Here is a 19,907-nt window from a genome sequence, read left to right as displayed (position 1 = left end):
GGCTGTCTCCCTGAGGTGCGACGCGCGTGATGCGAACGCCCCCGTAGGGGGGTGGGTCCCCCACCATTAGCGCTCAGCCATGCGCTGACCACGAAGCGCTCGAAGGCTTGTGAGGCCAGTGCCACCGAACTTCTCGAGCAGTGAGTGCTCCACCTCCTTGTCGGGCACCTCAAAGATGCTGAGCACGCCTCCAATCACGTCCGCGACGTACTGCCACTGCTCCCTCGACTGGGTCTTGTCCGGCCGCTGCCATTCCCTCGTCGCGGCCATGGCTCGGATGTCGTCGAAACGCTCCTCGACAAGGTCGAGCAGTGCCTCCCCGTGGAACTCGTAGGCAGCAGCGAGCCCGGTGAGACTGGCCACCAGCTGCAGCTCCTGCCACTTCCCGCGAGACTGGGCGTTGACGAAGCGGTCGGTCCACACCTCATTGGGCACCAGAGCGTGCGCATCCAATCCGTGGTCGAGCAGGAGCATGAGCTCCCGAACCTTCGCCTCGCTACGCAGGGAGTCATTCCGGTTATCCCCAAGACGTTCGAGCAAACCGTTGATGTGAGTCGCTGTCGAACGCGACTCCAAGCGGCCATCACCATGCACGAGGATCGATCCGACCCACGAGAGGATCTTGGTCCGCTTGTACCCCGCCGCGTCCCTGAACCCATAACGGTCGAGCGTGCGGGATGTCGAGCTCAGGTCCGACCAGGCTGGCCTGAGGAAGGGGGCGACAACGTCCACATCGGCTGAGTCGCCGGCCGTGACCAACAGGCCCCGCATGAGCGCCAGGTGGTGGAAGAGCGCGTTGCGGATCTCCTCAGCGTTGAGGTGCTTGCCCTGTCTGTTGTACAGGCTGAAGACCTCGTGGATCTGTTCGCTCGTCACCTGCGTGTAGGTGATGACAGGGACCTTGTACTTGGACTGCTCCTCGAAGATGGAGCGCACTCGACGCTTGTCCCCGAGCACGTCGACCGAATACTCACGCGCTTGGCAGTAGTACTTCCCACGCAGCGCTTCGAGGCCGCCAGACAGGGCTGGGACGTTCCCCGAACGCAGCGGGTAGGGGAAGTGAAGATCCTTCTCGAGCTTCGCAGTCAGCGTCGACTGTTCCCGCTGCTTCCAAAGACGCTTGAAGGCGGGATAGTCGTCTTGAAAGAGACGTAGCACGTCGTCCGGGCTTTCACCCCATACCTCGGCGCGGCGGCGGACCTCAGCCACACCCCTGGGGTGCCGGCCCATGAATCTCAAGATCGCTGTCAGGCGCTGCTTGCCGTCCACGACCTCGTAGGCGGTACCACTCGCTCCGGACCTCTGGAGAAGGATGACCGACGGGAGCGGGATCCCCCTCAGCACTGACTCGATCAGCATCTGAGAGTCACTGTTAGGCCAGACCTCAGCGCGTTGGTAAGAGGGGCTGAGCTCAAGCTCGTCGTAGTTCGCATATTGCACGAACTGCGTGATCGGCCAGGTGTCGGCCTCGGCGTGGATGGGGCCACCGCGCTCTGCGACGACCTCGTCGTCGACCTCATCCCAGTCGGCGACCCATTGCCTGCTAGCCGTCGACAGCGTGGCATCGCCTTCCGCAGCGGCTTCTAGCCGTTCCCAAAACGCATCACGAAGTGCCACGGCTCGCTCTAGCCGGTCTGAGAGTCGGGGTAGAACAGCCTGGGCGGTGGCCTCGGGCACGTCGAGCGCTTCAGCCAGCGAGACGAGAAGCGAATCAGCATCGTCGACAGCCAGGTCGTGTGGCAGCCGGAGCCATCCCTGCACTGACACCAGGTGACTCAGCCAGTTGCCGTCCGCGAAGTCGATTGCGGCTACCGGCACCTCGTCCGGCGCAGGCGTGACCCCCTCTGGCGCCTCCCCCGGCTGCGTCAATGCCGCCAAGTTCTCTGCCACCGCGCTCTCGAGATCCGAGCGCTCCTGGTCGTCCACCGAACCGTCCCTCTCCTGGTCGCTCGAAGGCTTCACCGCGCGACCTATCCCGTCGTCTACGTCTTCCGACCCCAACGCCGCCTCCGCCCCCAACAGCAACCGACGCAATCCTTCGAGCGTGATCGTGTCACCCGTCGAGTAGCAAGCGCCGTCCCACGCCACGTCAACGCGGGCAGCGATCCGGCGGCCACACTCGTGCTTGCCAGGTGTGCTCGTCAGGTCGAGGCCAACGGATCGACCGAGAGCCTCCAGGGCGGACTTCCTCTCCTTGCTCCCGGGCCCTAGTGGCTGCGGCTCCTCACCCGCCAGCTCGTACATCCGCGCGACGATCTGCGCCTTGTTCTGCACCTGCGTCCCGGGCACCGGTCCCCCATCAATCAGCCTGCGGTCTCTGCCCCAACCCTAAGCACGAAGTCCCCCTGGCGCGGCAGACATGCTCCCGAAATCACGCGCGGGCCGTGGACAACAGGCTCTGCTCCCCCGCTGAACGAGGGTCATCGTCGAACCACGGACGCGGCGGCGCGTCCTCCAGCGACCGCGCCACCGGCTGAAACTTCCTTAACGCTTCTGTGGACATGAACTCCAGCACCTCAGAAGAGGCCGCGATCCGGTGCACGAACGATCTCAGAGCGTTGTACGCGACGCCCACGTTCACGCCGTTGCCGGCCTGCCTGTAACTAGCCGAGGCTCGTTGCGGCCCGAACGTGAAGGAGTCCGGAAATCCTTGAAGGCGGGCCACCTCACGCTTGGACAGCCTGCGACGCTGGTCGCCGAGGATCGTGGTCTGGGTGATTGCCACGAGAGCGGGCGTGTACGTGGCTTTCTTGACCCTCACACCTGACGGACGAAGATGGATGATGGTCTCCGACAAGGATGCGGCGTCCTGCGCCTGCCACTCGAACTTTCGACGCGAGGCCGGGAAATCGCGGAGCTGGTCCCACCGCGCCAACCACGCCTGGATGGCCTCACGATGCGCCGTGTAGAGCTCCGCGTTCTTCCGCAAGAAGCCGGCTTTCCACGCGGGTGTTCCAGCCGGGATGCACAGTTCGTCCACATGGACGAATTCGTCCGCCCACACAGGGAAACCAGGCAGCCGGGCGACACCGTCGGCGCGCATCGACCTTACGAAGTCGTCCCAGGCGTCAAGCCAGTGATTCTCCTGGGCTGAGAGCCGCAACTGCATGAGTTCCTCGGGTGCCATGTGCGACTCCAGCGGGAGGTCGGTGGCCAAGTGCCACGACTGCGGGTCCCAGGCAGGATCAGGACGTCGTGAAACCTGCGGCTCCACATCGACGAAGGACGCATCAGTCCCTACGTACACCCCCAGGATGAACACCCGCTCGCGTACTTGTGGAGACCCGCCCAGCGCGGGAGGCAGCAGGTGCGGAGAGAGGACGACTGGTGCCGAAGACACCTGGTAGCCAAGCTCACGCAGCGACCGAATGATCACTTCCCACTCGTGAGTGTGCCGTGGTCCCGCGATGTTCCGCACGTTCTCCAGCATGACCACGGACGGCCGGTGGACCTCGAGGACCCTGAGTATGTTCCAGAAGAGCGTGCCTCGCGCTTCGTCCATGCCACGCTGCAGACCGGATTTGGAGAAGGGCTGGCAGGGAAAGCCCGCTGCGAGCACATCGTGTTCGGGCACACGGATCTCCTCGCCCGCCGTATCGACCACAAGATCACCGAGGGCGCACGTACCCCAGTTGCGTTCGTAGACCGCCGCGGCCTCCCGGTCGATCTCGACTGCGTACACGCAGTCCCCACCCAGAGCGCTCAGCGCCGCATGAAAGCCACCGATCCCCGCGAACAGGTCAACAAACCGGAACGGCCTAACGGGAACCATGTCGGTCTTCGAGCTCACGTTCGAGATCCTAATTGTCGGCGTTGGCTTGACGACGCACAAGAGTTGCGTGTTGCGGACGAGGGCGGGCCGCCATCCGCGACCCGCCCTCATCAAGGGGTATACCGGTCAGCTGCAGCCGCTGGTGCTGCCGCAGCCCTCGCAGACGTAGCAGGAGCCGGCGGGACGCATCTTGGTGCCGCAGGTGAAGCAGAGCGGGGAGTCGACGGCGTGGCCGGTGATCTTCTCCAGGAGCTCGGCGCTCGTGTGGGCCTCCTTGGCGGGCTGGGCCGGGACCTGGCGCTGGTCGGCGCCGTGGCTGTCGTGGGTCTCGACCAGCTCGGCCTCGACCGTGGTCTCGACAGGCTCGACCACCGAGGACGACTCGGCCACCGACGGGGCCTCGAGGAGCTCGGCGGCGGAGCCGGTCTCCTCGACGGGCTCGTAGGAGCCGGTCTCGAGGTGGCGCTGGCGCTCCTCGGCGGAGTAGATGCCCAGGGCCGAGCGGGACTCGAAGGGCAGGTAGTCCAGCGCGAGGCGGCGGAAGATGTAGTCCATGATCGACTGGCTCATCCGCACGTCCGGGTCGTCGGTGAGGCCGGCCGGCTCGAAGCGCAGGTTGGTGAACTTCGAGACGTAGGTCTCCAGCGGCACGCCGTACTGCAGGCCGATGCTGACCGCGATCGAGAACGCGTCCATCACGCCGGCCAGGGTCGAGCCCTGCTTGCCGAGCTTGAGGAAGACCTCGCCGAGCTGGCCGTCGTCGTGCGCACCCGAGGTCATGTAGCCCTCGGCGCCACCCACGGTGAAGGAGGTGGTGCGCGAGACGCGGGACTTCGGCAGGCGCTTGCGGGTCGGGGCGTAGACGACCTTCTCGATCACCTTGGCCTCGACGGGCTCCGTGGTCTCGACAGGCTCGACCACCGGGGTGCCCTTGTTCTCGCCCTTGCCGGTGGCCAGCGGCTGGCCCACCTTGCAGTTGTCCCTGTAGCAAGCGGTCGCCTTCAGGCCCAGCTTCCACGACTGCAGGTAGATCTCCTCGATCTCCTCGACGGTGGCCGTCTCGGGGAGGTTGACCGTCTTGCTGATCGCGCCGGAGAGGAACGGCTGGCAGGCCGCCATCATCCGCACGTGGCCCATCGGCTTGAGGGCGCGGGCGCCCATCGCGCAGTCGAAGACCTCGTAGTGCTCGGACTTCAGGCCGGGCGCGTCGATCACGTGGCCGTGCTCGGCGATGTAGGCGACGATCGCCTCGACCTGCTCGGGCTGGTAGCCCATCTTGCGCAGCGCGCGCGGGATGGTCTGGTTGACGATCTGCATCGAGCCGCCGCCGACGAGCTTCTTGAACTTCACCAGGGAGAAGTCGGGCTCGATGCCGGTGGTGTCGCAGTCCATCATGAAGCCGATGGTGCCGGTGGGCGCGAGCACCGAGGCCTGCGCGTTCCGGAAGCCGTTGGTCTCCCCCAGCTTGATCACGTCGGCCCACGCGGCGGTGGCGACCTTGTGCACGCCGGAGTCGGCGATCGCGAGGGTGCGCACGGTGTCGTTGGCGGCCTGATGCTTGCGCATGACCCGCTTGTGGGCCTCGGCGTTGCGCTTGTAGCCGTTGTAGGTGCCGACCACGCCGGCGAGCTCGGCGGAGCGCTTGTAGGAGGTGCCGGTCATCAGCGAGGTGATCGCGGCGGCCATGGAGCGGCCACCGTCGGAGTCGTAGCCCAGGCCCATCGCCATCAGCAGCGCGCCGAGGTTGGCGTACCCGATGCCGAGCTGGCGGTAGTCGACGGTGGTCTTGCCGATCGCCTCGGTCGGGAAGTCGGCGAAGCAGATCGAGATGTCCATCGCGGTGATGATCAGCTCGACGGCCTTCGCGAACAGCTCGGAGTCGAAGGTGTCGTCGTCCTTGAGGAACTTCAGCAGGTTCAGCGACGCCAGGTTGCACGAGGAGTTGTCGAGCGACATGTACTCCGAGCACGGGTTGGACGCGGTGATCCGGCCGGTCTCGGGGTTGGTGTGCCAGTCGTTGATGGTGTCGTCGTACTGCAGGCCCGGGTCGGCGCACTCCCAGGCGGCCTTCGAGATCTTGTGGAACAGCTCGCGGGCGTCGACGCGCTCGATGACCTCACCGTGCATCCGGCCGCGCAGCGCGAAGTCGGTGCCGTCCTCGACCGCACGCATGAACTCGTCGCTGACGCGGACGGAGTTGTTGGCGTTCTGGTACTGCACCGAGGTGATGTCGGAGCCGCCGAGATCCATGTCGAAGCCGGCGTCGCGCAGCGCGCGGATCTTGTCCTCCTCGCGCGCCTTGGTCTCGACGAACTCGACGATGTCGGGGTGGTCGACGTCGAGGACGACCATCTTGGCCGCGCGACGCGTGGCGCCACCAGACTTGATGGTGCCCGCGGAGGCGTCGGCGCCGCGCATGAAGGAGACCGGGCCGGACGCCGTACCGCCGGAGGAGAGCAGCTCCTTGGAGGAGCGGATGCGGGAGAGGTTCAGGCCGGCGCCGGAGCCGCCCTTGAAGATGAAGCCCTCCTCCTTGTACCAGTTCAGGATCGAGTCCATCGAGTCGTCGACCGAGAGGATGAAGCAGGCCGAGACCTGCTGCGGCGAGGGGGTGCCGACGTTGAACCAGACGGGAGAGTTGAAGGAGAAGTACTGGTGGACCAGCAGCCAGGTCAGTTCGTGCTCGAAGACCTCGGCGTCGGCGGTCGTGGCGAAGTAGCCGTTGTCGATGCCGGCCTTGGTGTAGGTCTTCACGACCCGGTCGACGAGCTGCTTGAGGCTCCACTCACGCACGTCGGTGCCGACCGCGCCGCGGAAGTACTTGGTGGTGACGATCGTGGAGGCGTTGACCGACCAGAAGTCGGGGTACTCCACGCCGCGCTGCTCGAAGACGGTGTCGCCGGTCTTCCAGTTTGTCTGGACGACGTCGCGACGCTCCCAGGTGATCTCGTCGTAGGGGTGCACGCCGTCGGTGCTGAAGATCCTCTCGATCTTCAGGCCTGCCCCCGTCTTGGCGGCTGCGCCGCCGCTCACCGTCTCGGTCATGTGTGCGATCTCCCTGTCCCTCGATGACTTCGCTGTCTGGGTCCTACTTGGATGGTCTCTCCGACCACCGACACTTGGGTGCGGCCTGTGGGTGCCGCAGGTGTTGCAGATGGGGGAAGGTGTTGGTTCGCCCGGCGCGCACAGCTTCCCCACTACGCGCGCCGGGCGGTCTGGGTCAGCCCGGCGGGGCCGTGGCGTCGAGCAGCTCGACGGGCGAGGACGGCACGGGCGCACGCTCGGCGCGCAGCATCGCGATCTCGTCCTCGAAGTCGTCGGCCGACTCGAACGCGCGGTAGACGCTCGCGAACCGCAGGTAGGCCACCTCGTCGAGCGTGCGCAGCGGGCCGAGGATCGCCAGGCCCACCTCGTGGGCCGGCACCTCGGCGGCACCGGCGCCGCGCAGGGCGTCCTCGACGGCCTGGCCGAGGCAGGCGAGGTCGTCCTCGGAGACCGGCCGGCCCTTGCAGGCCTTCCGGACGCCGGCGACGGCCTTGTCCCGGGTGAACGGCTCGGTCGCGCCGCTGCGCTTGAGCACCGTGAGCTGCATCTGCTCGACGGTGGTGAACCGCTTCGTGCAGGCGCTGCAGGTACGCCGGCGGCGGATCGAGCCGCCGTCGTCGGCGACGCGGGAGTCCAGGACCCGGGTGTCGGTGTGGCGGCAGTACGGGCAGTGCATCTCGGGTCCTCCTCTCGCGGGCGTCGGCCCGGTCTCCGGGGTCACCGCGGACACCCTCGATGGGGTGTGGATGACTTGTGGATAACGGGGGTTCTTCTGTGTAGAACATCCGGTCACCTGTGGGGCTTCCGCACCTGTTCTGTGAACTAGATGTGGATAACTACACCGGTGTAAGTACTAGATGTAGTGGTAACCGTACGCCCCGATCCCCAGGCTTCGCAAGCGAACGCGACACCAGTCGGGGAGGCGTCGGAGGGCCATCGAGAAACCGCAGGTCAGCGGCCCGCGGCTCCCCCAAAATAGTCATTTCGGGTGGTGTGTCGCCGGGGTGTCCTGCGCCCCGCACGCGAGGCGATTCGTGGGGCTCAGCGGAGCTGCTCGACGCCGTCCACCGTGTCCCGCTCGTCCACGTACGCCGTGTCGAACTGGAGGCCGCCGTGGACCTTGTCCGCCACGCCGTCAGCGCTGCAGATCAGGTCCAGTCCCTTGCCCCCGCGCAGCACGTCGTGGCCACGGCCGCCGTGGATGAGGTCCCCACCGGAGTAGCCGCGGATCCAGTCGTCACCCGCCCCACCGAACAGCCTGTCGTCGTGGCCGGCGTTGCCCCCGATCGAGTCGTTGCCGGGACCTCCGTGGATGACGAACCTCAGGGGTGGGACGTGCCAGGGGATGTCGGCGTAGACGACGTCGTTGCCGTCGCGGAGCCGCACCACGACCCGGTCGATGCCGGTGATGTCGCAGCCGTTGCTCGTGCACGTGTGTGTGTTGAAGGACGAGCCGGTGACGCCGCCGAAGTTCAGCACCCCGCTCTCGGCACCAAAAATGATCACGCCGTCGTCCACCCCTGGCGCAGCGGTGAACACGATGGCGTCGCCCACGATCTCCACGGTGGGCAGCGCGGCGGCGGTGGCCGGCGGCAATTGGGTCGTGGCAACGAGCACCGGCGCGATCGCGACGCCGGCGAGTGCAGACCCCCACAGCGTCTTCGACAGGTGCATGACTCCGCCGTCCTTCCCGAGGGCCTCACCCGACCATCGGGACGGCGCCCTCCGCTTCACCGTGCGCGTGCCCGGGGGCACGCGGCAGGGCCGAAGGGCCGGAGTCGGACCGCACGGTCGGCGGAGCAGCGCCACCACGAGGGGTCTTGTGCCCACTTCGTATACAACATACGGTGCGGGACACCACGGGAAACTCGGACCCAGGAGACACTGCATGTCGTTGTCACGCAGCACCCGCTTCTCCCGCGCCGGCATCGCCGCCGCCGCCCTCGCACTCGCCGCACTGACGGCCTGCTCCCCCGTCGAGTCCGGCTCCGGCGACTCCGCCAGCGGCCAGGGCGACGACGCCTTCGGATCGACCGCCGACGCCGGTGCCGTCCAGGAGGGCGGCACGCTCACCATGGCGCTGTCGGCCGAGCCGGACATGCTCGACCCGACGCTCTCGCGGAGCCTCTACTCGCGCTACGTCTTCGAGACGATGTGCGAGAAGCTCTACGACGTCGACCAGGACGCCGAGGTCGTCCCGCAGCTGGCCACTGCACTGCCGAAGACCAGCGACGACGGGAAGACCGTCACGATCCCGCTGCGCACCGACGCAGTGTTCGCCGACGGCACCGAGCTGGACTCCGCGGCGGTGAAGACCACGCTCGAGCGCGACCTCACCAACCCGCAGTCCGGCCGCACCAGCGAGCTCGGCCCGGTCTCCTCCATCGAGACCCCCGATCCGAGTACCGTGGTCGTGCACTTCAAGGAGCCGTTCACGCCCTTCACCGCGGCCCTCGCCGACCGCGCCGGGATGATCATGAGCCCGACCGCCCTGGAGAAGTACGGCGACGACTTCGCCTCGCACCCCACCTGCGTCGGGCCGTTCAAGTTCTCCAAGCGCGTCCCGCAGAACTCCATCGAGGTCGTCCGCGACCCCCACTACTACGACGCCGACAAGGTGCACCTCGACAAGATCGTGTGGCGGATCCTGTCCGACTCCGGCATCCGCGCCGCCAACCTGCGCTCGGGTGACGTCGCGGTCGCCGACACCATCTCCGCCCAGGATGTCGGCGAGCTGAGCAAGGACTCCTCGCTCGACATCCTGCAGTCGGGGTCGCTGGGCTACCAGGGCGTGACCTTCAACGTCGGCAACGTCGACGGGGTGGGCACCGAGCCCAAGCCGATCGACCGGCCCGACGCGAAGTCGGCCGAGGTGCGTCAGGCGTTCGAGTACGCCGTCGACCGCGAGGGCCTGGTCAAGGCGGTCTTCGACGGCCAGTACGACACGGCCTGCTCGCCGATCGCGCCGGCCTCGCCGTACTCCTCCGACGCCGTCCAGGACTGCCGCCCGCACGACCCCGCGAAGTCGCGGGAGCTGCTGAAGCAGGCCGGCGTCTCCACGCCGTACAAGATCACGATGCTGGAGTCGAACACCCCCGACAGCCTGCGACTGGCCCAGGCCCTGCAGGCGATGGTCAAGGAGGGCGGCTTCGACCTGAAGATCCAGCCGGTCGAGTACACCTCCCTGCTCGACCAGCAGGACCGCGGCGACTTCGACCTGCTGCAGCTCGGCTGGAGCGGTCGGGTGGACCCCGACGCCAACATCACGCCGTTCGTCGGCTCCGGCGGCAGCCTCAACGTCGCCGGCTACAGCAACCCCGATCTCGACAAGATCCTCGACGACGCACGGCAGGCGCAGGACCTGTCGACCCGGCAGGAGCTCTACGGCAAGGCCAACGCCGTGATGCAGGAGGACGACCCGATCGTCTACCTCTACCGGCAGCGCAACATCACCGGCGTCTCCCAGGACGTCCAGGGCGTGCAGGTCTTCCCGGACGGCGTCGTGCGCCTGGCGTTCGCGGGGCTGACCAAGTAATCGTGGGCCGCTACCTGTTCCACCGGGCCTGGCAGTCGGCGCTGACACTGGTGCTCGCCACGGTGGTCGTCTTCCTCGGCATGCGGGCGCTGCCCGGGGACCCGGCCCTCGCCCTCGCGGGTGAGGACCGGTCCCCCGAGGCGCTGGCCGCCATCCGCCACCACTACGGCCTCGACCAGCCGGTCTGGGTCCAGTTCGGGCACTTCGTGGCCAATGCGGTGCGCGGCGACTTCGGCTCCTCGATCCGCACCGGTGTCCCGGTCTCCTCGATGCTGCGCAGCGCGCTGCCGGTCACCGTCGAGCTCTCGGCGCTGGCGATCCTGATCGCCGTCGTCCTGGGCGTCGGCGCCGGCGTGCTGGCCGCGGTCCGTCGCGGTCGGCCGAGCGAGTGGCTGGCCAACGGCTTGGCGCTGATCGGGCTGTCGGTGCCGCACTTCTGGCTGGGCCTGCTGGCGATCCTCTACCTCTCGGTCGGCGCCGGGCTCTTCCCCGCCTCGGGGTTCGTCCCGCTCAGCCACCCGATCGACAACCTGCACCACCTCATCCTGCCGGCGCTGATCCTCGGCACCGGCCTGGCCGCGGTGATCATGCGGCAGACCCGCTCGGCGATGCTCGACTCGCTCTCCGCCGACTACGTGCGCACCGCGCGGGCCAAGGGCCTGCGTCCCGGCACGGTCGTCGGCCGGCACGCCCTGCGCAACAGCCTGATCGTGGTGATCACGATCGTCGGCCTCCAGCTCGGCGGGCTGATCTCGGGGGCCGTGGTCACCGAGCAGATCTTCGGGCTGCCCGGCTTCGGGAAGATGACCATCGACGCCGTCTTCCAGCGCGACTACCCCGTCATCCAGGCCGTCGTGCTCATCACCGCGGCCTCCTACATCGCCATCAACTTCGTCGTCGACCTGCTCTACTCGATCGTCGACCCGCGCATCCGGGTCGCCGGGGAGGCATCGTGACCGCCGTCGTCGAGACCCCTGTGGTGCCCGTCGCCGTCGGGCCCGGCCGCCGCGCCCGCGTGCTGCGCCGGCTGCGGCGCAACCCGCTGGCCATGGCGAGCCTGGTCGTGCTGGTCGTGGCCGTGCTCGCGGCCGCGCTGGCACCCTGGCTCGCGCCGTACGACCCCTCCCAGACCGACTTCTCCCACACGATGTCCCCGCCCGGCACGCCCGGGCACGTGCTCGGCACCGACGACCTGGGCCGCGACGTGCTCTCCCGCATCATGTACGGCGCCCGCGCGTCGCTCGAGGTGGGCGTCCTCGCCGTCCTCGTGGCACTGCTGGTCGGCGTGCCGCTCGGCCTGGCCGGCGGCTACTTCCGTAGGGCGGATGCCGTGATCGGCCGGCTCACCGACCTGCTGCTCGCCTTCCCGTTCCTGATCATGGCCGTCGGGCTGGCCGCCATCCGCGGCGCCAGCCTCGGCAACGCCGCGATCGCCATCGGCGTGGCCCAGGTGCCCGGCGTGGTCAGGGTGGTCCGCTCCGACACCCTGCGCCTGAAGTCGCTGGACTTCGTGGCGGCCGCGATCGTCGACGGCGCCGGCGACGCGTGGGTGCTGGCCCGGCACGTGCTGCCCAACGCCACCTCCGCGATCCTCGTGCAGGCGACCGTCGCGGTCCCTGCCGCCATCCTCGGCGAGGCGGTGCTGTCCTTCCTCGGCCTGGGTATCCAGCCACCGTCCCCGAGCCTGGGCACCATGCTGGCCTCGGCCCAGCAGTTCGCCGCAAAGGCGCCATGGGCGGCGGTGATGCCCGGCCTGACGATCATGCTGCTGGCGCTCGCGTTCAACGTCTTCGGCGACGCCCTGCGCGACGCCCTCGACCCGAAGGGGAACCGTTGATGAGCCCGTCGACGAGCCTTGACCACGCGGACCACCCGGGAGCCTCCGCCCCGGCCCACACCGGGCCGGTCCTCACGGTGCGCGACCTGTCGGTGTCGTTCACCACCGAGTCCGGCCGGGTCTCGGCCGTCGACGGTGTCGACCTCACCCTCGGCGCCGGCGAGATCGTCGGCGTGGTCGGCGAGTCCGGTTGCGGCAAGAGCGTGACGTCGATGAGCCTGGCCGGGCTGCTGCCCGGCAGCGCCACCGTGACCGGCTCGATCCGGCTGCACGGGACCGAGCGCGGCGACACCGAGCTGGTCGGCGCCCGCGAACCCGTGCTCCGCGGCGTCCGCGGCAGGGAGATCGCCTACATCTTCCAGGAGCCGATGACCTCCCTGAACCCGGTCGTCCCGGTCGGCCACCAGGTCGCGGAGGTGCTTCGCGCCCACGAGCGGATCTCCCGGCCGGCAGCCCGTGAACGGGCCGTCGAGCTGCTCCGGCTGGTCGGCATCCCCTCGCCCGCCCAACGGGTCGACAACTATCCCCACCAGCTCTCCGGTGGCATGCGCCAACGCGTGATGATCGCGATGGCCGTGGCCTGCGACCCCAAGGTCCTCGTCGCCGACGAGCCCACCACCGCGCTCGACGTGACCGTGCAGGCCGGGATCCTCCAGGTGCTGCGCGACCTGCGCGACCGGCTCGGCACCAGCATCCTGTTCATCACCCACGACCTCGGGGTGATCGCCGACGTCGCCGACCGGGTCGTGGTGATGTACGCCGGACGCGTGGTCGAGGCAGGCCCTGTCGGTGACCTGTTCGCGCGTCCCCGGCACCGCTACACCGCCGGGCTCATGGCCGCCTCACCTCAGCCGGGCCGGCACGCCGGCACCGAGCGGCTCGACGAGATCCCCGGCCTGGTCCCGGTGCTCGCCGAGCAGCCGGACGCCTGCACCTTCGCCGACCGCTGCTCCGCCGCGGACCAGCAGTGCCGCGCTCAACGGCCACCGCTGTCGGCCCCGGACCGGGCCCCCGGCGGACCGGCTCACGTCGTCGCGTGCTGGCACCCCGTCCCCGACGTGCCCGAGGAGGCCCGATGACCGCCGAGGCAACGACCACTGCGGCGACGCCCCCGGCGCTCGAGGTCGAGGACCTGGTCATGCACTTCGGCCCGGTGCAGGCCGTCGACGACGTCTCCTTCACGATCAGGCCCGGCGAGGTGCTGGCGCTGGTCGGCGAGAGCGGGTCGGGCAAGTCGACCGTCGGCAAGTGCATCACCCGCCTGGTCGAGCCCACCTCGGGCACCGTCCGCGTGGCGGGCACCGACGTCAGCCGTCTCTCCCGTCGGCAGCTGCGGCCGCATCGCGGGGACGTCTCGATCGTCTTCCAGGACCCGGCCGGCTCACTCGATCCGCGGATGCTCGTCGGCGACGTCGTCGGCGAACCGCTGCGGTTGCGCGGGGAGAGGCTGTCGCGGCGTGACCGCGGGGCCCGGGTCACCGAGGAGCTCGGTCGCGTCGGGCTGCGGGCCGAGGTGGCGCAGCGCTATCCGCACGAGCTCTCCGGCGGGCAGCGGCAGCGGGTGTCGATCGCGCGGGCGCTCATCTCCCGGCCCTCGCTGCTGGTCGCCGACGAGCCGACCAGCGCGCTCGACGTCTCCGTGCAGGCGGCCGTGCTCAACCTGCTGGCCGATCTGCAGCGCGACATGGAGTTCGCCTGCCTGTTCATCACCCACGACCTGTCCGCGGTGGAGTACCTCGCCGACGACGTCGCGGTGATGTACCTCGGCAAGCTCGTCGAGCGCGGTTCCCGCCGGCGGGTCTTCGACCGGCCGTCGCACCCCTACACCCAGGCGCTGCTCGCCGCCGCGCCCGTGGCCGACCCGGTCGCGCAGCGACAGCGCCGTCCGGTGCTGCTCGGCGACGACCTGCCCTCGGCCCTCGACCCGCCGTCGGGCTGCCGGTTCCGCACCCGCTGCCCCGCGGCCACCGAGACGTGCGCCCAGGTGCCGCCCGAGATCGACCTCGGCGACGGGTCGGCCGCCTGCCACTACGTGCGTCCCGACGGATCCGGTCCCGAGGTACGCCGCGGCCCCGCCGACACGCCCGGCCCCTCGAACGACACCGCCAGGAGGACCCCCACCGCATGAGCTTCACGACCCGCCCCACGCTGCAGGGCACCTTCGGCATGGTCTCCTCGACCCACTGGCTGGCCAGCCAGTCGGCCATGGGCATCCTCGAGCGCGGCGGCAACGCCTTCGATGCCGCGGTGACCGCCGGCTTCGTCCTGCACGTCGTCGAGCCGCACCTCAACGGCCCTGGTGGCGAGGTGCCGGCGATCGTGTCCACCGCGGAGGACCCCTACCCACGGGTGCTCTGCGGGCAGGGTCCGGCGCCGCGCGGCGCGACCATCGAGCACTACCGCGGGCTCGGGCTGGACCTGGTGCCCGGGTCCGGCCCTCTCGCCGCCGCCGTGCCCGGCGCGGTCGACGCGTGGCTGCTGCTGCTGCGCGACCGGGGCAGCATGCCACTCGGCGAGGTGCTCGCCCCCGCCATCGGCTACGCCCAGGACGGCCACCCGCTGCTCGGGCGGGTCGGGGCGACGGTCGCAGCCGTCCAGGAGCTGTTCGAGCAGGACTGGCACACCTCGGCGGCGCTCTGGCTCGCCGGCGGGCGGCCCCCCCGCGAGGGCCAGCTGTTCCGGAACCCGGCGTACGCCCGCACCCTGCAGCGGCTCGTCGACGCGACGGAGGGCGCGGCGTCCCGCGAGGCCGGGATCGACGGGGCCCGTCGCGCCTGGTCGCAGGGGTTCGTCGCCGAGGCTGTCGACGCCTTCTCGCGCCGGGCCTTCCGCGACTCCAGCGGCGCGGCGCACCCCGGCCTGGTCACCGGCCAGGACCTCGCGGACTACGAGGCGACCTGGGAGGAACCCGCGACCGCGGACTTCGCCGGGCACACCGTCGTCAAGACGCAGGCCTGGGGGCAGGGACCGGTGCTCCTCCAGACACTCGCCACGCTGGGTGCTCTGGACGGACTGGTGCTCGACCCCTCCACCGTCGAGGGCGTGCACGCGCAGGCCGAGGCGCTCAAGCTGTCGTTCGCCGACCGCGAGGCGTGGTACGGCGACACCGACGTGCCGCTGACCGACCTGCTCTCAGCCGGGTACGCCAAGGAGCGCGCCGCCCTCATCACCGGGTCGGCCTCCCGCGAGGTGCGGCCCGGCTCGCCCGGCGGCCGTCCCCCGCGGCTGGCCCGCTACGTGACCGACGGCCTCGCCGTCGCCGACCACCCGCGCGCGGAGGCCGACCCGACCACCGGTGAGCCGACGGTTCGCACCGACGGGCAGACCAAGGGCGACACCTGTCACGTCGACGTGGTCGACCGCTGGGGCAACATGGTCTCGGCGATGCCCAGCGGCGGGTGGCTGCAGAGCTCGCCCACCATCCCCGAGCTCGGCTTCCCGCTCGGCAGCCGACTGCAGATGACCTGGCTCGAGGAGGGGCTGCCCTCCTCCCTGACGCCCGGGATGCGCCCGCGCACCACGCTCAGCCCGACGATGGTGCTGCGCGACGGCGAGCCCGTGCTCGCCTGCGGCACGCCCGGCGGTGACCAGCAGGACCAGTGGCAGCTGCTCTTCGTGCTCCGGGTCCTCGCCGGCGGACAGTCGCTGCAGGAGGCGATCGATGCGCCGACGTGGCACACCACGAGCCTGCCGGCGTCGTTCTACCCGCGTGGTGTCGAGCCCGGCGTGCTGATCGCGGAGGACCGGCTCGGCGAGGAGGTGCTCGGCGGTCTCGAGGCTCGCGGCCACGAGGTGCGCCGCTCGGACCCGTGGAGCCTGGGCCGCATGTGCGCCGTCGGGCGCGACCCCGAGAGCGGGGTCCTCACCGCGGGGGCGAACCCGCGCGGGATGCAGGGTTACGCGTGCGGGCGCTGATCGCCCCCGGGTTCGGATTCGCCCTCCTCGGCCTGGGTGTGCGCCGCCCGCGATGCGGCGGCGACGTGTGTCAGGGCGCAGCGCTCGGCCTCGTCGGGGTCCCCCGACTCGATCGCGTCGACGAGGACGATGTGCTCGCGCCAGGAGTGCGGTGCTCGCTGGGCGGCACCCAGGCGGAAGACCCACTGGACGTGGAGGTAGAGCGACGTCGCAATCGAGGTCAGCCAGGGGTTGCCGCTCAGGTCCAGGATCCGCAGGTGCAGCGCGCTGTTGAGCTCGGCCACCCGGGCCAGGTCGTCAGCGTCGGTGGCCGCACGCGCCTGCTCGAGCATGTCGCGCAGGCCGGCCACCCCCTCTTCGCCCGCACGCTCGGCCGCCAGCCGCGCGGCCAGCGGCTCGATGCGCTCGCGCACCGCGAAGATGTCGCTGATGGCGGTGGGGCTCGGTGAGGCCACGACTGCTCCCCTGCGCGGGAGGCTCACCACGAAGCCCTCGGTCTCGGCCACGCGCAGGGCCTCCCGCACCGGGTTGCGAGAGACCCCGAAGTCCGCGGCCAGCCGATCCTCGGTGAGGCGCTGCCCGGGCGGGTAGTCGCCGCTGATGATCGCCGTGCGAAGCGCGATCAGGACCTGGTCGCGCAGCGGCAGGTGCTGGGCGCCCAGCGTCGGCATCCGCGGGTCGCTCACCGCACCCCCTCCGCGACTTCCCGCCGCTTTTGTATACGAAAGACAATCGACTCAGAGGATACAGCTCCGTGGGCAGACCGACCTCTTCCGCCGACACCGGCGTGGCGCCGCCGGCTCTACCGACCTCGCGGCCCCGCCACGACCCCCGGGCGACCCGACGACGCCACGCCCTGGTCGTCACGCTGACCTTCGCCACCGGCGCCGCCGACGCAATGGGCTTCCTCGCCCTCGGCGGGGCGTTCTCCAGCGTCATGACCGGCAACATGGTGCTGCTCGGCCTGTCCGCCGGCGCCGCCGACGAAGAGCTCGCACTGACCTCAGGCGCCGCGATCCTCGCCTTCGTGGTGGGACTGCTGGCGGGGGCCGGGCTCGCCGGATCGCCCCGCGACGACGACCCGGTCTGGCCGCGACAGGTGACCAACGCCCTTCTGGTCGAGCTCGCGGTCTTCGTGGCCTACCTGGTCGGTTGGGAAGCCACCGAGGGACACCGGTCCGATCAGGTTGCCCTCGGGCTGCTGATGCTCTCGGCTGTGGCCCTGGGGGTTCAGAGCAGCGCCGTGCAACGCTTCGGCGTCAACGGACTCTCGTCGACCTACCTGACCGGCACGCTGACCAGCTTCATCGGAGACCTCGCCGCTCGTCGCCCGCACACCACCTGGCTGCCGCGAGGGAAGGTGCTGCTCATGCTGATGACCGGAGCCGCCGTCGGCGCCCTGACGACGCTGCACCTGCCCCGGCTGGCGCCGACGCTGTGCGTCGTACCGCTGGGCCTGGTCGCGCTCGGCGCACGACGGTTCGTCGGAACTACTGCGCGGTGACCTTGCCGCCGCCGCCACGACGGCGCCGGCTGGTACGACGAGGGCGGCAGGGCCGCGGTCCGGTGGAGGCGGGCTGCCTCATGCGGTGGCGGGGGCGGTGCGGAGCTTCTCGGCCTGGGCGCGCTCGGCCTGGCGTTCGGCGAGCACACGCGCGGCGGCGATGGCGTTGTGCCCAGCCACGGCGGACGTGGCACGGAGGTGACGGGACCAGATGACGGGGAAGGGCCTCTGCATGGCAACCGAGGTTAGGAAATCGGCGACGGGTTTCACTCGGGCAAAGGTCCCTTGACGAACGGCCGAGTGTCCGCTCCACGCGGGGTCGGCAGACCGGAAGCCGCCGGGTCAGCCGGTCTGGGCGGAGGGGCTCTGTCCGGAGCCGAGCTCGAGGATGAACCACGCGGTGGTGCCGCTGGCGTCGATCTCCTGGCCCCAGCGGTCGGCGAGCGCGTCGACGAGCATCAGGCCGCGGCCGTAGACCCGCAGCGGGTCGTCGTTCTCCGTCTCGTCGGTGGCCGCGGGGTCACCGGCGCGGCTGGAGCCGCCGAGGTCTCGCACGACCACGGTGAGCACGCCGTCCTCGAGGTGCAGCGTCAGCTCCGAGGTGGTCCGGGCGTGCATCACCACGTTGGTGACCAGCTCCGAGAGGCACAGCTGGGCGGTGTCGACGGTGTCCTCGTCGACCTCCCACTGCGCGAGCTGCGCGCGCAGGAACTGGCGCGAGGCGCCCGGCGCGAGCGGGTCGCTCGAGAGCAGCAGCCCCTCGCGATGGCCCTCCCCGATCAGGTTGGGGTCGTCGGGGGTGGTGTCCCCCGGCCCGCGACCGCTGGTGACGCGCACCCGGCTGACGGCCTCGGCCACCCGGCGGGCGGTCGCCTCGAGCAACCGCGTGTGAGCCTCCGGCCAGGCCTGCTCGGTGTCGTAGAACAGCATCAGCCCGCCGATCGGCGAGCCGGTGCCGGGCAGCGGCCAGGCCGCCAGTGCCCGGACTCCCTCCTCGCGCTGCTTGGCGACCACGCCGGGGAAGTCCCGCTCGAGCTCGTCGAGGTTGCCGAGCACCGGCTCACCGGTGCGGACCACGGCGGTCAGCGGCACGTCGTCATAGCTGTCGATGTGGCACCACTCCAGCCCGTCGGGGCGGAGCCGCTCGCTGGCGATGAACCGCAGCCGCCGGCCGCCGCCCTCGGTGAGCGCCATCCCGACCCGGGCCACCTCGGGCAGCTCGACCAGGTCGTCGAGGAGGTACCGCGCGATGTGATCGACGTCGGGCGCGCTGCGCAAAGCGAAGCCCAGACGCGACAGGTGCCCGAGCGGCTCGCGTGGGGCTTCGGCTGTGAGCACCTCCGGAGGAGTGCCGGCACCATCCACCACGAGGGACAGCCTAGGGCAGGCCGTCGACAGGCGTCGCGAGAGATTCCCGGTGAGATCTACGGGAAATAGCCCTCGGGTCCGGGCACACGCCGGCCGTTCATCGGACACAATGGGCTGGTGGGGTCGGGAAAGAGGGCAGGGTCGAGACGCGCAGCCAAGAAGGCGCCGTCGTTGCAGCGGTCCCTGCTCGCCCCCGCGGCCGGGGTGACGCTGGCCGTGGTCGCCTGGGGCTACCTCGTCTACGCCGCGATCGACTTCGGCGCCACGGCGCGTAGCGGCGACTCTCAGGCGTGGTTCTTCCTGGTCCTGGCTTCGGTCGGCGCCGTCGCCTGCCTGTTTGTCGGGCTGATGCTGGTCAGCCGGCTGCTGCGCCGGCTCGGGATCACCGAGGACCCCGCGCACCCCAGGACCCGCCGGACCCGTCCCGTGGTCCCGGAGCCGCGGACCGCCGACCCCATCGCCACCCACGCGTCCTCCCCCACGCCGCCGCCGGCGCCCGTGCGGCCAGCCGGTGGCCGACGCGCTTCTCGCTGACTGGTCCAGTCCAGCAGGACTCAGCGCTGCCGGTCGGCGGCCCGGCGCACGAACTTCAGCCCGGACCACACCTCGTCCACCGCTGCCACCTTGACGTCGACGAAGCCCAGCCCGAGGCCGAGCCCGCGCACGAGGTTCTCGTCGAGGTCCGAGACCGGACCGTCCGGGTTGCGGGCGGAGCGCTGGGCGGCCTTCTTGGGCCAGCAGACCCAGACCATGCCGTCGATCACGGTGCGGGCGAAGACCTCCGGCAGCCGACGCGCCAGGGCGCGGCGCTCGGCGTGGAAGGTCAGCGTGACGTCGGCCGCGCGCGGCAGGCGGCGTACGACGTGGGCATGGCGTGAGGATGGCAAACGAAGTGGGGCGGGGCCACCTGGCCCCGCCCCACGTCTTCCCC

The 19,907-nt window shown here is 70.2% G+C and carries 17 protein-coding genes; 8 read left to right on the top strand and 9 right to left on the bottom strand.

Annotation, left to right across the window (positions count from 1 at the left end):
* Nucleotides 1-66 precede the first annotated feature (66 nt).
* The 5 genes from ABD268_RS11965 to ABD268_RS11945 form a co-directional block, all read right to left on the bottom strand.
* Nucleotides 67-2,289: a GmrSD restriction endonuclease domain-containing protein gene (locus tag ABD268_RS11965; RefSeq protein ID WP_344152011.1), complete on the bottom strand. Its 2,223-nt coding sequence runs from the start codon at nt 2,287-2,289 to the stop codon at nt 67-69.
* 82 nt (nt 2,290-2,371) lie between these two features.
* Nucleotides 2,372-3,790 carry a DNA cytosine methyltransferase gene (locus ABD268_RS11960; protein WP_344152008.1) on the bottom strand — a complete coding sequence of 473 codons (1,419 nt, stop codon included), beginning with the start codon at nt 3,788-3,790 and terminating at the stop codon, nt 2,372-2,374.
* 108 nt (nt 3,791-3,898) lie between these two features.
* Nucleotides 3,899-6,817 carry a vitamin B12-dependent ribonucleotide reductase gene (locus ABD268_RS11955; protein WP_344152005.1) on the bottom strand — a complete coding sequence of 973 codons (2,919 nt, stop codon included), beginning with the start codon at nt 6,815-6,817 and terminating at the stop codon, nt 3,899-3,901.
* Between the two features lie 175 nt (nt 6,818-6,992).
* On the bottom strand, nt 6,993-7,493 hold the full coding sequence (gene nrdR, locus ABD268_RS11950; protein ID WP_344152144.1) for a transcriptional regulator NrdR: 501 nt from the start codon (nt 7,491-7,493) through the stop codon (nt 6,993-6,995).
* 365 nt (nt 7,494-7,858) lie between these two features.
* Nucleotides 7,859-8,491 carry a calcium-binding protein gene (locus tag ABD268_RS11945; protein WP_344152002.1) on the bottom strand — a complete coding sequence of 211 codons (633 nt, stop codon included), beginning with the start codon at nt 8,489-8,491 and terminating at the stop codon, nt 7,859-7,861.
* A gap of 214 nt (nt 8,492-8,705) precedes the next feature.
* Between ABD268_RS11945 and ABD268_RS11940 the strand changes: the two genes are divergently transcribed.
* From ABD268_RS11940 to ABD268_RS11915, 6 genes are read left to right on the top strand one after another with little or no spacing between them, the layout of a single operon-like run.
* Nucleotides 8,706-10,352: an ABC transporter substrate-binding protein gene (locus ABD268_RS11940; protein WP_344151999.1), complete on the top strand. Its 1,647-nt coding sequence runs from the start codon at nt 8,706-8,708 to the stop codon at nt 10,350-10,352.
* Between the two features lie 2 nt (nt 10,353-10,354).
* Complete coding sequence (locus ABD268_RS11935; protein WP_344151996.1) at nt 10,355-11,308, top strand: ABC transporter permease; 954 nt, start codon at nt 10,355-10,357, stop codon at nt 11,306-11,308.
* Nucleotides 11,305-12,189 (top strand): ABC transporter permease, encoded by an 885-nt coding sequence (locus ABD268_RS11930; protein WP_344151993.1) that lies wholly within the window; start codon nt 11,305-11,307, stop codon nt 12,187-12,189. Before ABD268_RS11935 ends, ABD268_RS11930 begins: the two co-directional genes overlap by 4 nt.
* Complete coding sequence (locus tag ABD268_RS11925; protein ID WP_344151990.1) at nt 12,189-13,268, top strand: ABC transporter ATP-binding protein; 1,080 nt, start codon at nt 12,189-12,191, stop codon at nt 13,266-13,268. The genes ABD268_RS11930 and ABD268_RS11925 overlap by 1 nt, the downstream gene beginning before the upstream one ends.
* Complete coding sequence (locus ABD268_RS11920; protein ID WP_344151987.1) at nt 13,265-14,317, top strand: ABC transporter ATP-binding protein; 1,053 nt, start codon at nt 13,265-13,267, stop codon at nt 14,315-14,317. Before ABD268_RS11925 ends, ABD268_RS11920 begins: the two co-directional genes overlap by 4 nt.
* On the top strand, nt 14,314-16,104 hold the full coding sequence (locus tag ABD268_RS11915; protein ID WP_344151984.1) for a gamma-glutamyltransferase family protein: 1,791 nt from the start codon (nt 14,314-14,316) through the stop codon (nt 16,102-16,104). Before ABD268_RS11920 ends, ABD268_RS11915 begins: the two co-directional genes overlap by 4 nt.
* Here the strand turns inward: ABD268_RS11915 and ABD268_RS11910 are convergent.
* The gene (locus ABD268_RS11910) at nt 16,086-16,790 is read right to left on the bottom strand and encodes a GntR family transcriptional regulator (RefSeq protein WP_344151981.1); all 705 of its coding nucleotides are present in this window, start codon (nt 16,788-16,790) and stop codon (nt 16,086-16,088) included. The two genes, ABD268_RS11915 and ABD268_RS11910, sit on opposite strands and share 19 nt — an antisense overlap.
* Before the next feature lie 68 nt (nt 16,791-16,858).
* Here ABD268_RS11910 and ABD268_RS11905 point away from each other — a divergent pair, with 68 nt between their 5' ends.
* Nucleotides 16,859-17,608 (top strand): YoaK family protein, encoded by a 750-nt coding sequence (locus ABD268_RS11905; protein WP_344151978.1) that lies wholly within the window; start codon nt 16,859-16,861, stop codon nt 17,606-17,608.
* A 78-nt stretch (nt 17,609-17,686) separates the two neighbouring features.
* Here ABD268_RS11905 and ABD268_RS11900 read toward each other — a convergent pair whose 3' ends face one another.
* A complete protein-coding gene (locus ABD268_RS11900; RefSeq protein ID WP_344151975.1) occupies nt 17,687-17,842 on the bottom strand; it encodes a hypothetical protein in 156 nt (51 codons plus the stop codon).
* A 108-nt stretch (nt 17,843-17,950) separates the two neighbouring features.
* The gene (locus tag ABD268_RS11895; protein WP_344151972.1) at nt 17,951-18,946 is read right to left on the bottom strand and encodes an ATP-binding protein; all 996 of its coding nucleotides are present in this window, start codon (nt 18,944-18,946) and stop codon (nt 17,951-17,953) included.
* A 201-nt stretch (nt 18,947-19,147) separates the two neighbouring features.
* Here ABD268_RS11895 and ABD268_RS11890 point away from each other — a divergent pair, with 201 nt between their 5' ends.
* Nucleotides 19,148-19,510, top strand: a complete 363-nt coding sequence (locus ABD268_RS11890) for a hypothetical protein (protein ID WP_344151969.1) — start codon at nt 19,148-19,150, stop codon at nt 19,508-19,510.
* Nucleotides 19,511-19,530: 20 nt separating this feature from the next.
* On the opposite strand, the gene ABD268_RS11885 is transcribed toward ABD268_RS11890, so the two are convergent.
* Nucleotides 19,531-19,863: a hypothetical protein gene (locus tag ABD268_RS11885; protein WP_344151966.1), complete on the bottom strand. Its 333-nt coding sequence runs from the start codon at nt 19,861-19,863 to the stop codon at nt 19,531-19,533.
* Nucleotides 19,864-19,907: the final 44 nt, after the last annotated feature.

Source organism: Nocardioides koreensis (assembly GCF_039531775.1).
Taxonomy (GTDB): Bacteria; Actinomycetota; Actinomycetes; order Propionibacteriales; family Nocardioidaceae; genus Nocardioides; species Nocardioides koreensis.
Note: the sequence above shows the minus strand (reverse complement) of the source record. Positions and strands in the feature narration are given on the sequence as shown.

Coding starts and splice junctions, on each gene's coding strand:
- ABD268_RS11945 (WP_344152002.1), bottom strand. CDS start 8,491: ATGCACCTGTCGAAGACGCTGTGGGGGTCTGCACTCGCCGGCGTCGCG.
- ABD268_RS11940 (WP_344151999.1), top strand. CDS start 8,706: ATGTCGTTGTCACGCAGCACCCGCTTCTCCCGCGCCGGCATCGCCGCC.
- nrdR (WP_344152144.1), bottom strand. CDS start 7,493: ATGCACTGCCCGTACTGCCGCCACACCGACACCCGGGTCCTGGACTCC.
- ABD268_RS11920 (WP_344151987.1), top strand. CDS start 13,265: ATGACCGCCGAGGCAACGACCACTGCGGCGACGCCCCCGGCGCTCGAG.
- ABD268_RS11925 (WP_344151990.1), top strand. CDS start 12,189: ATGAGCCCGTCGACGAGCCTTGACCACGCGGACCACCCGGGAGCCTCC.
- ABD268_RS11915 (WP_344151984.1), top strand. CDS start 14,314: ATGAGCTTCACGACCCGCCCCACGCTGCAGGGCACCTTCGGCATGGTC.
- ABD268_RS11900 (WP_344151975.1), bottom strand. CDS start 17,842: ATGCAGAGGCCCTTCCCCGTCATCTGGTCCCGTCACCTCCGTGCCACG.
- ABD268_RS11955 (WP_344152005.1), bottom strand. CDS start 6,817: ATGACCGAGACGGTGAGCGGCGGCGCAGCCGCCAAGACGGGGGCAGGC.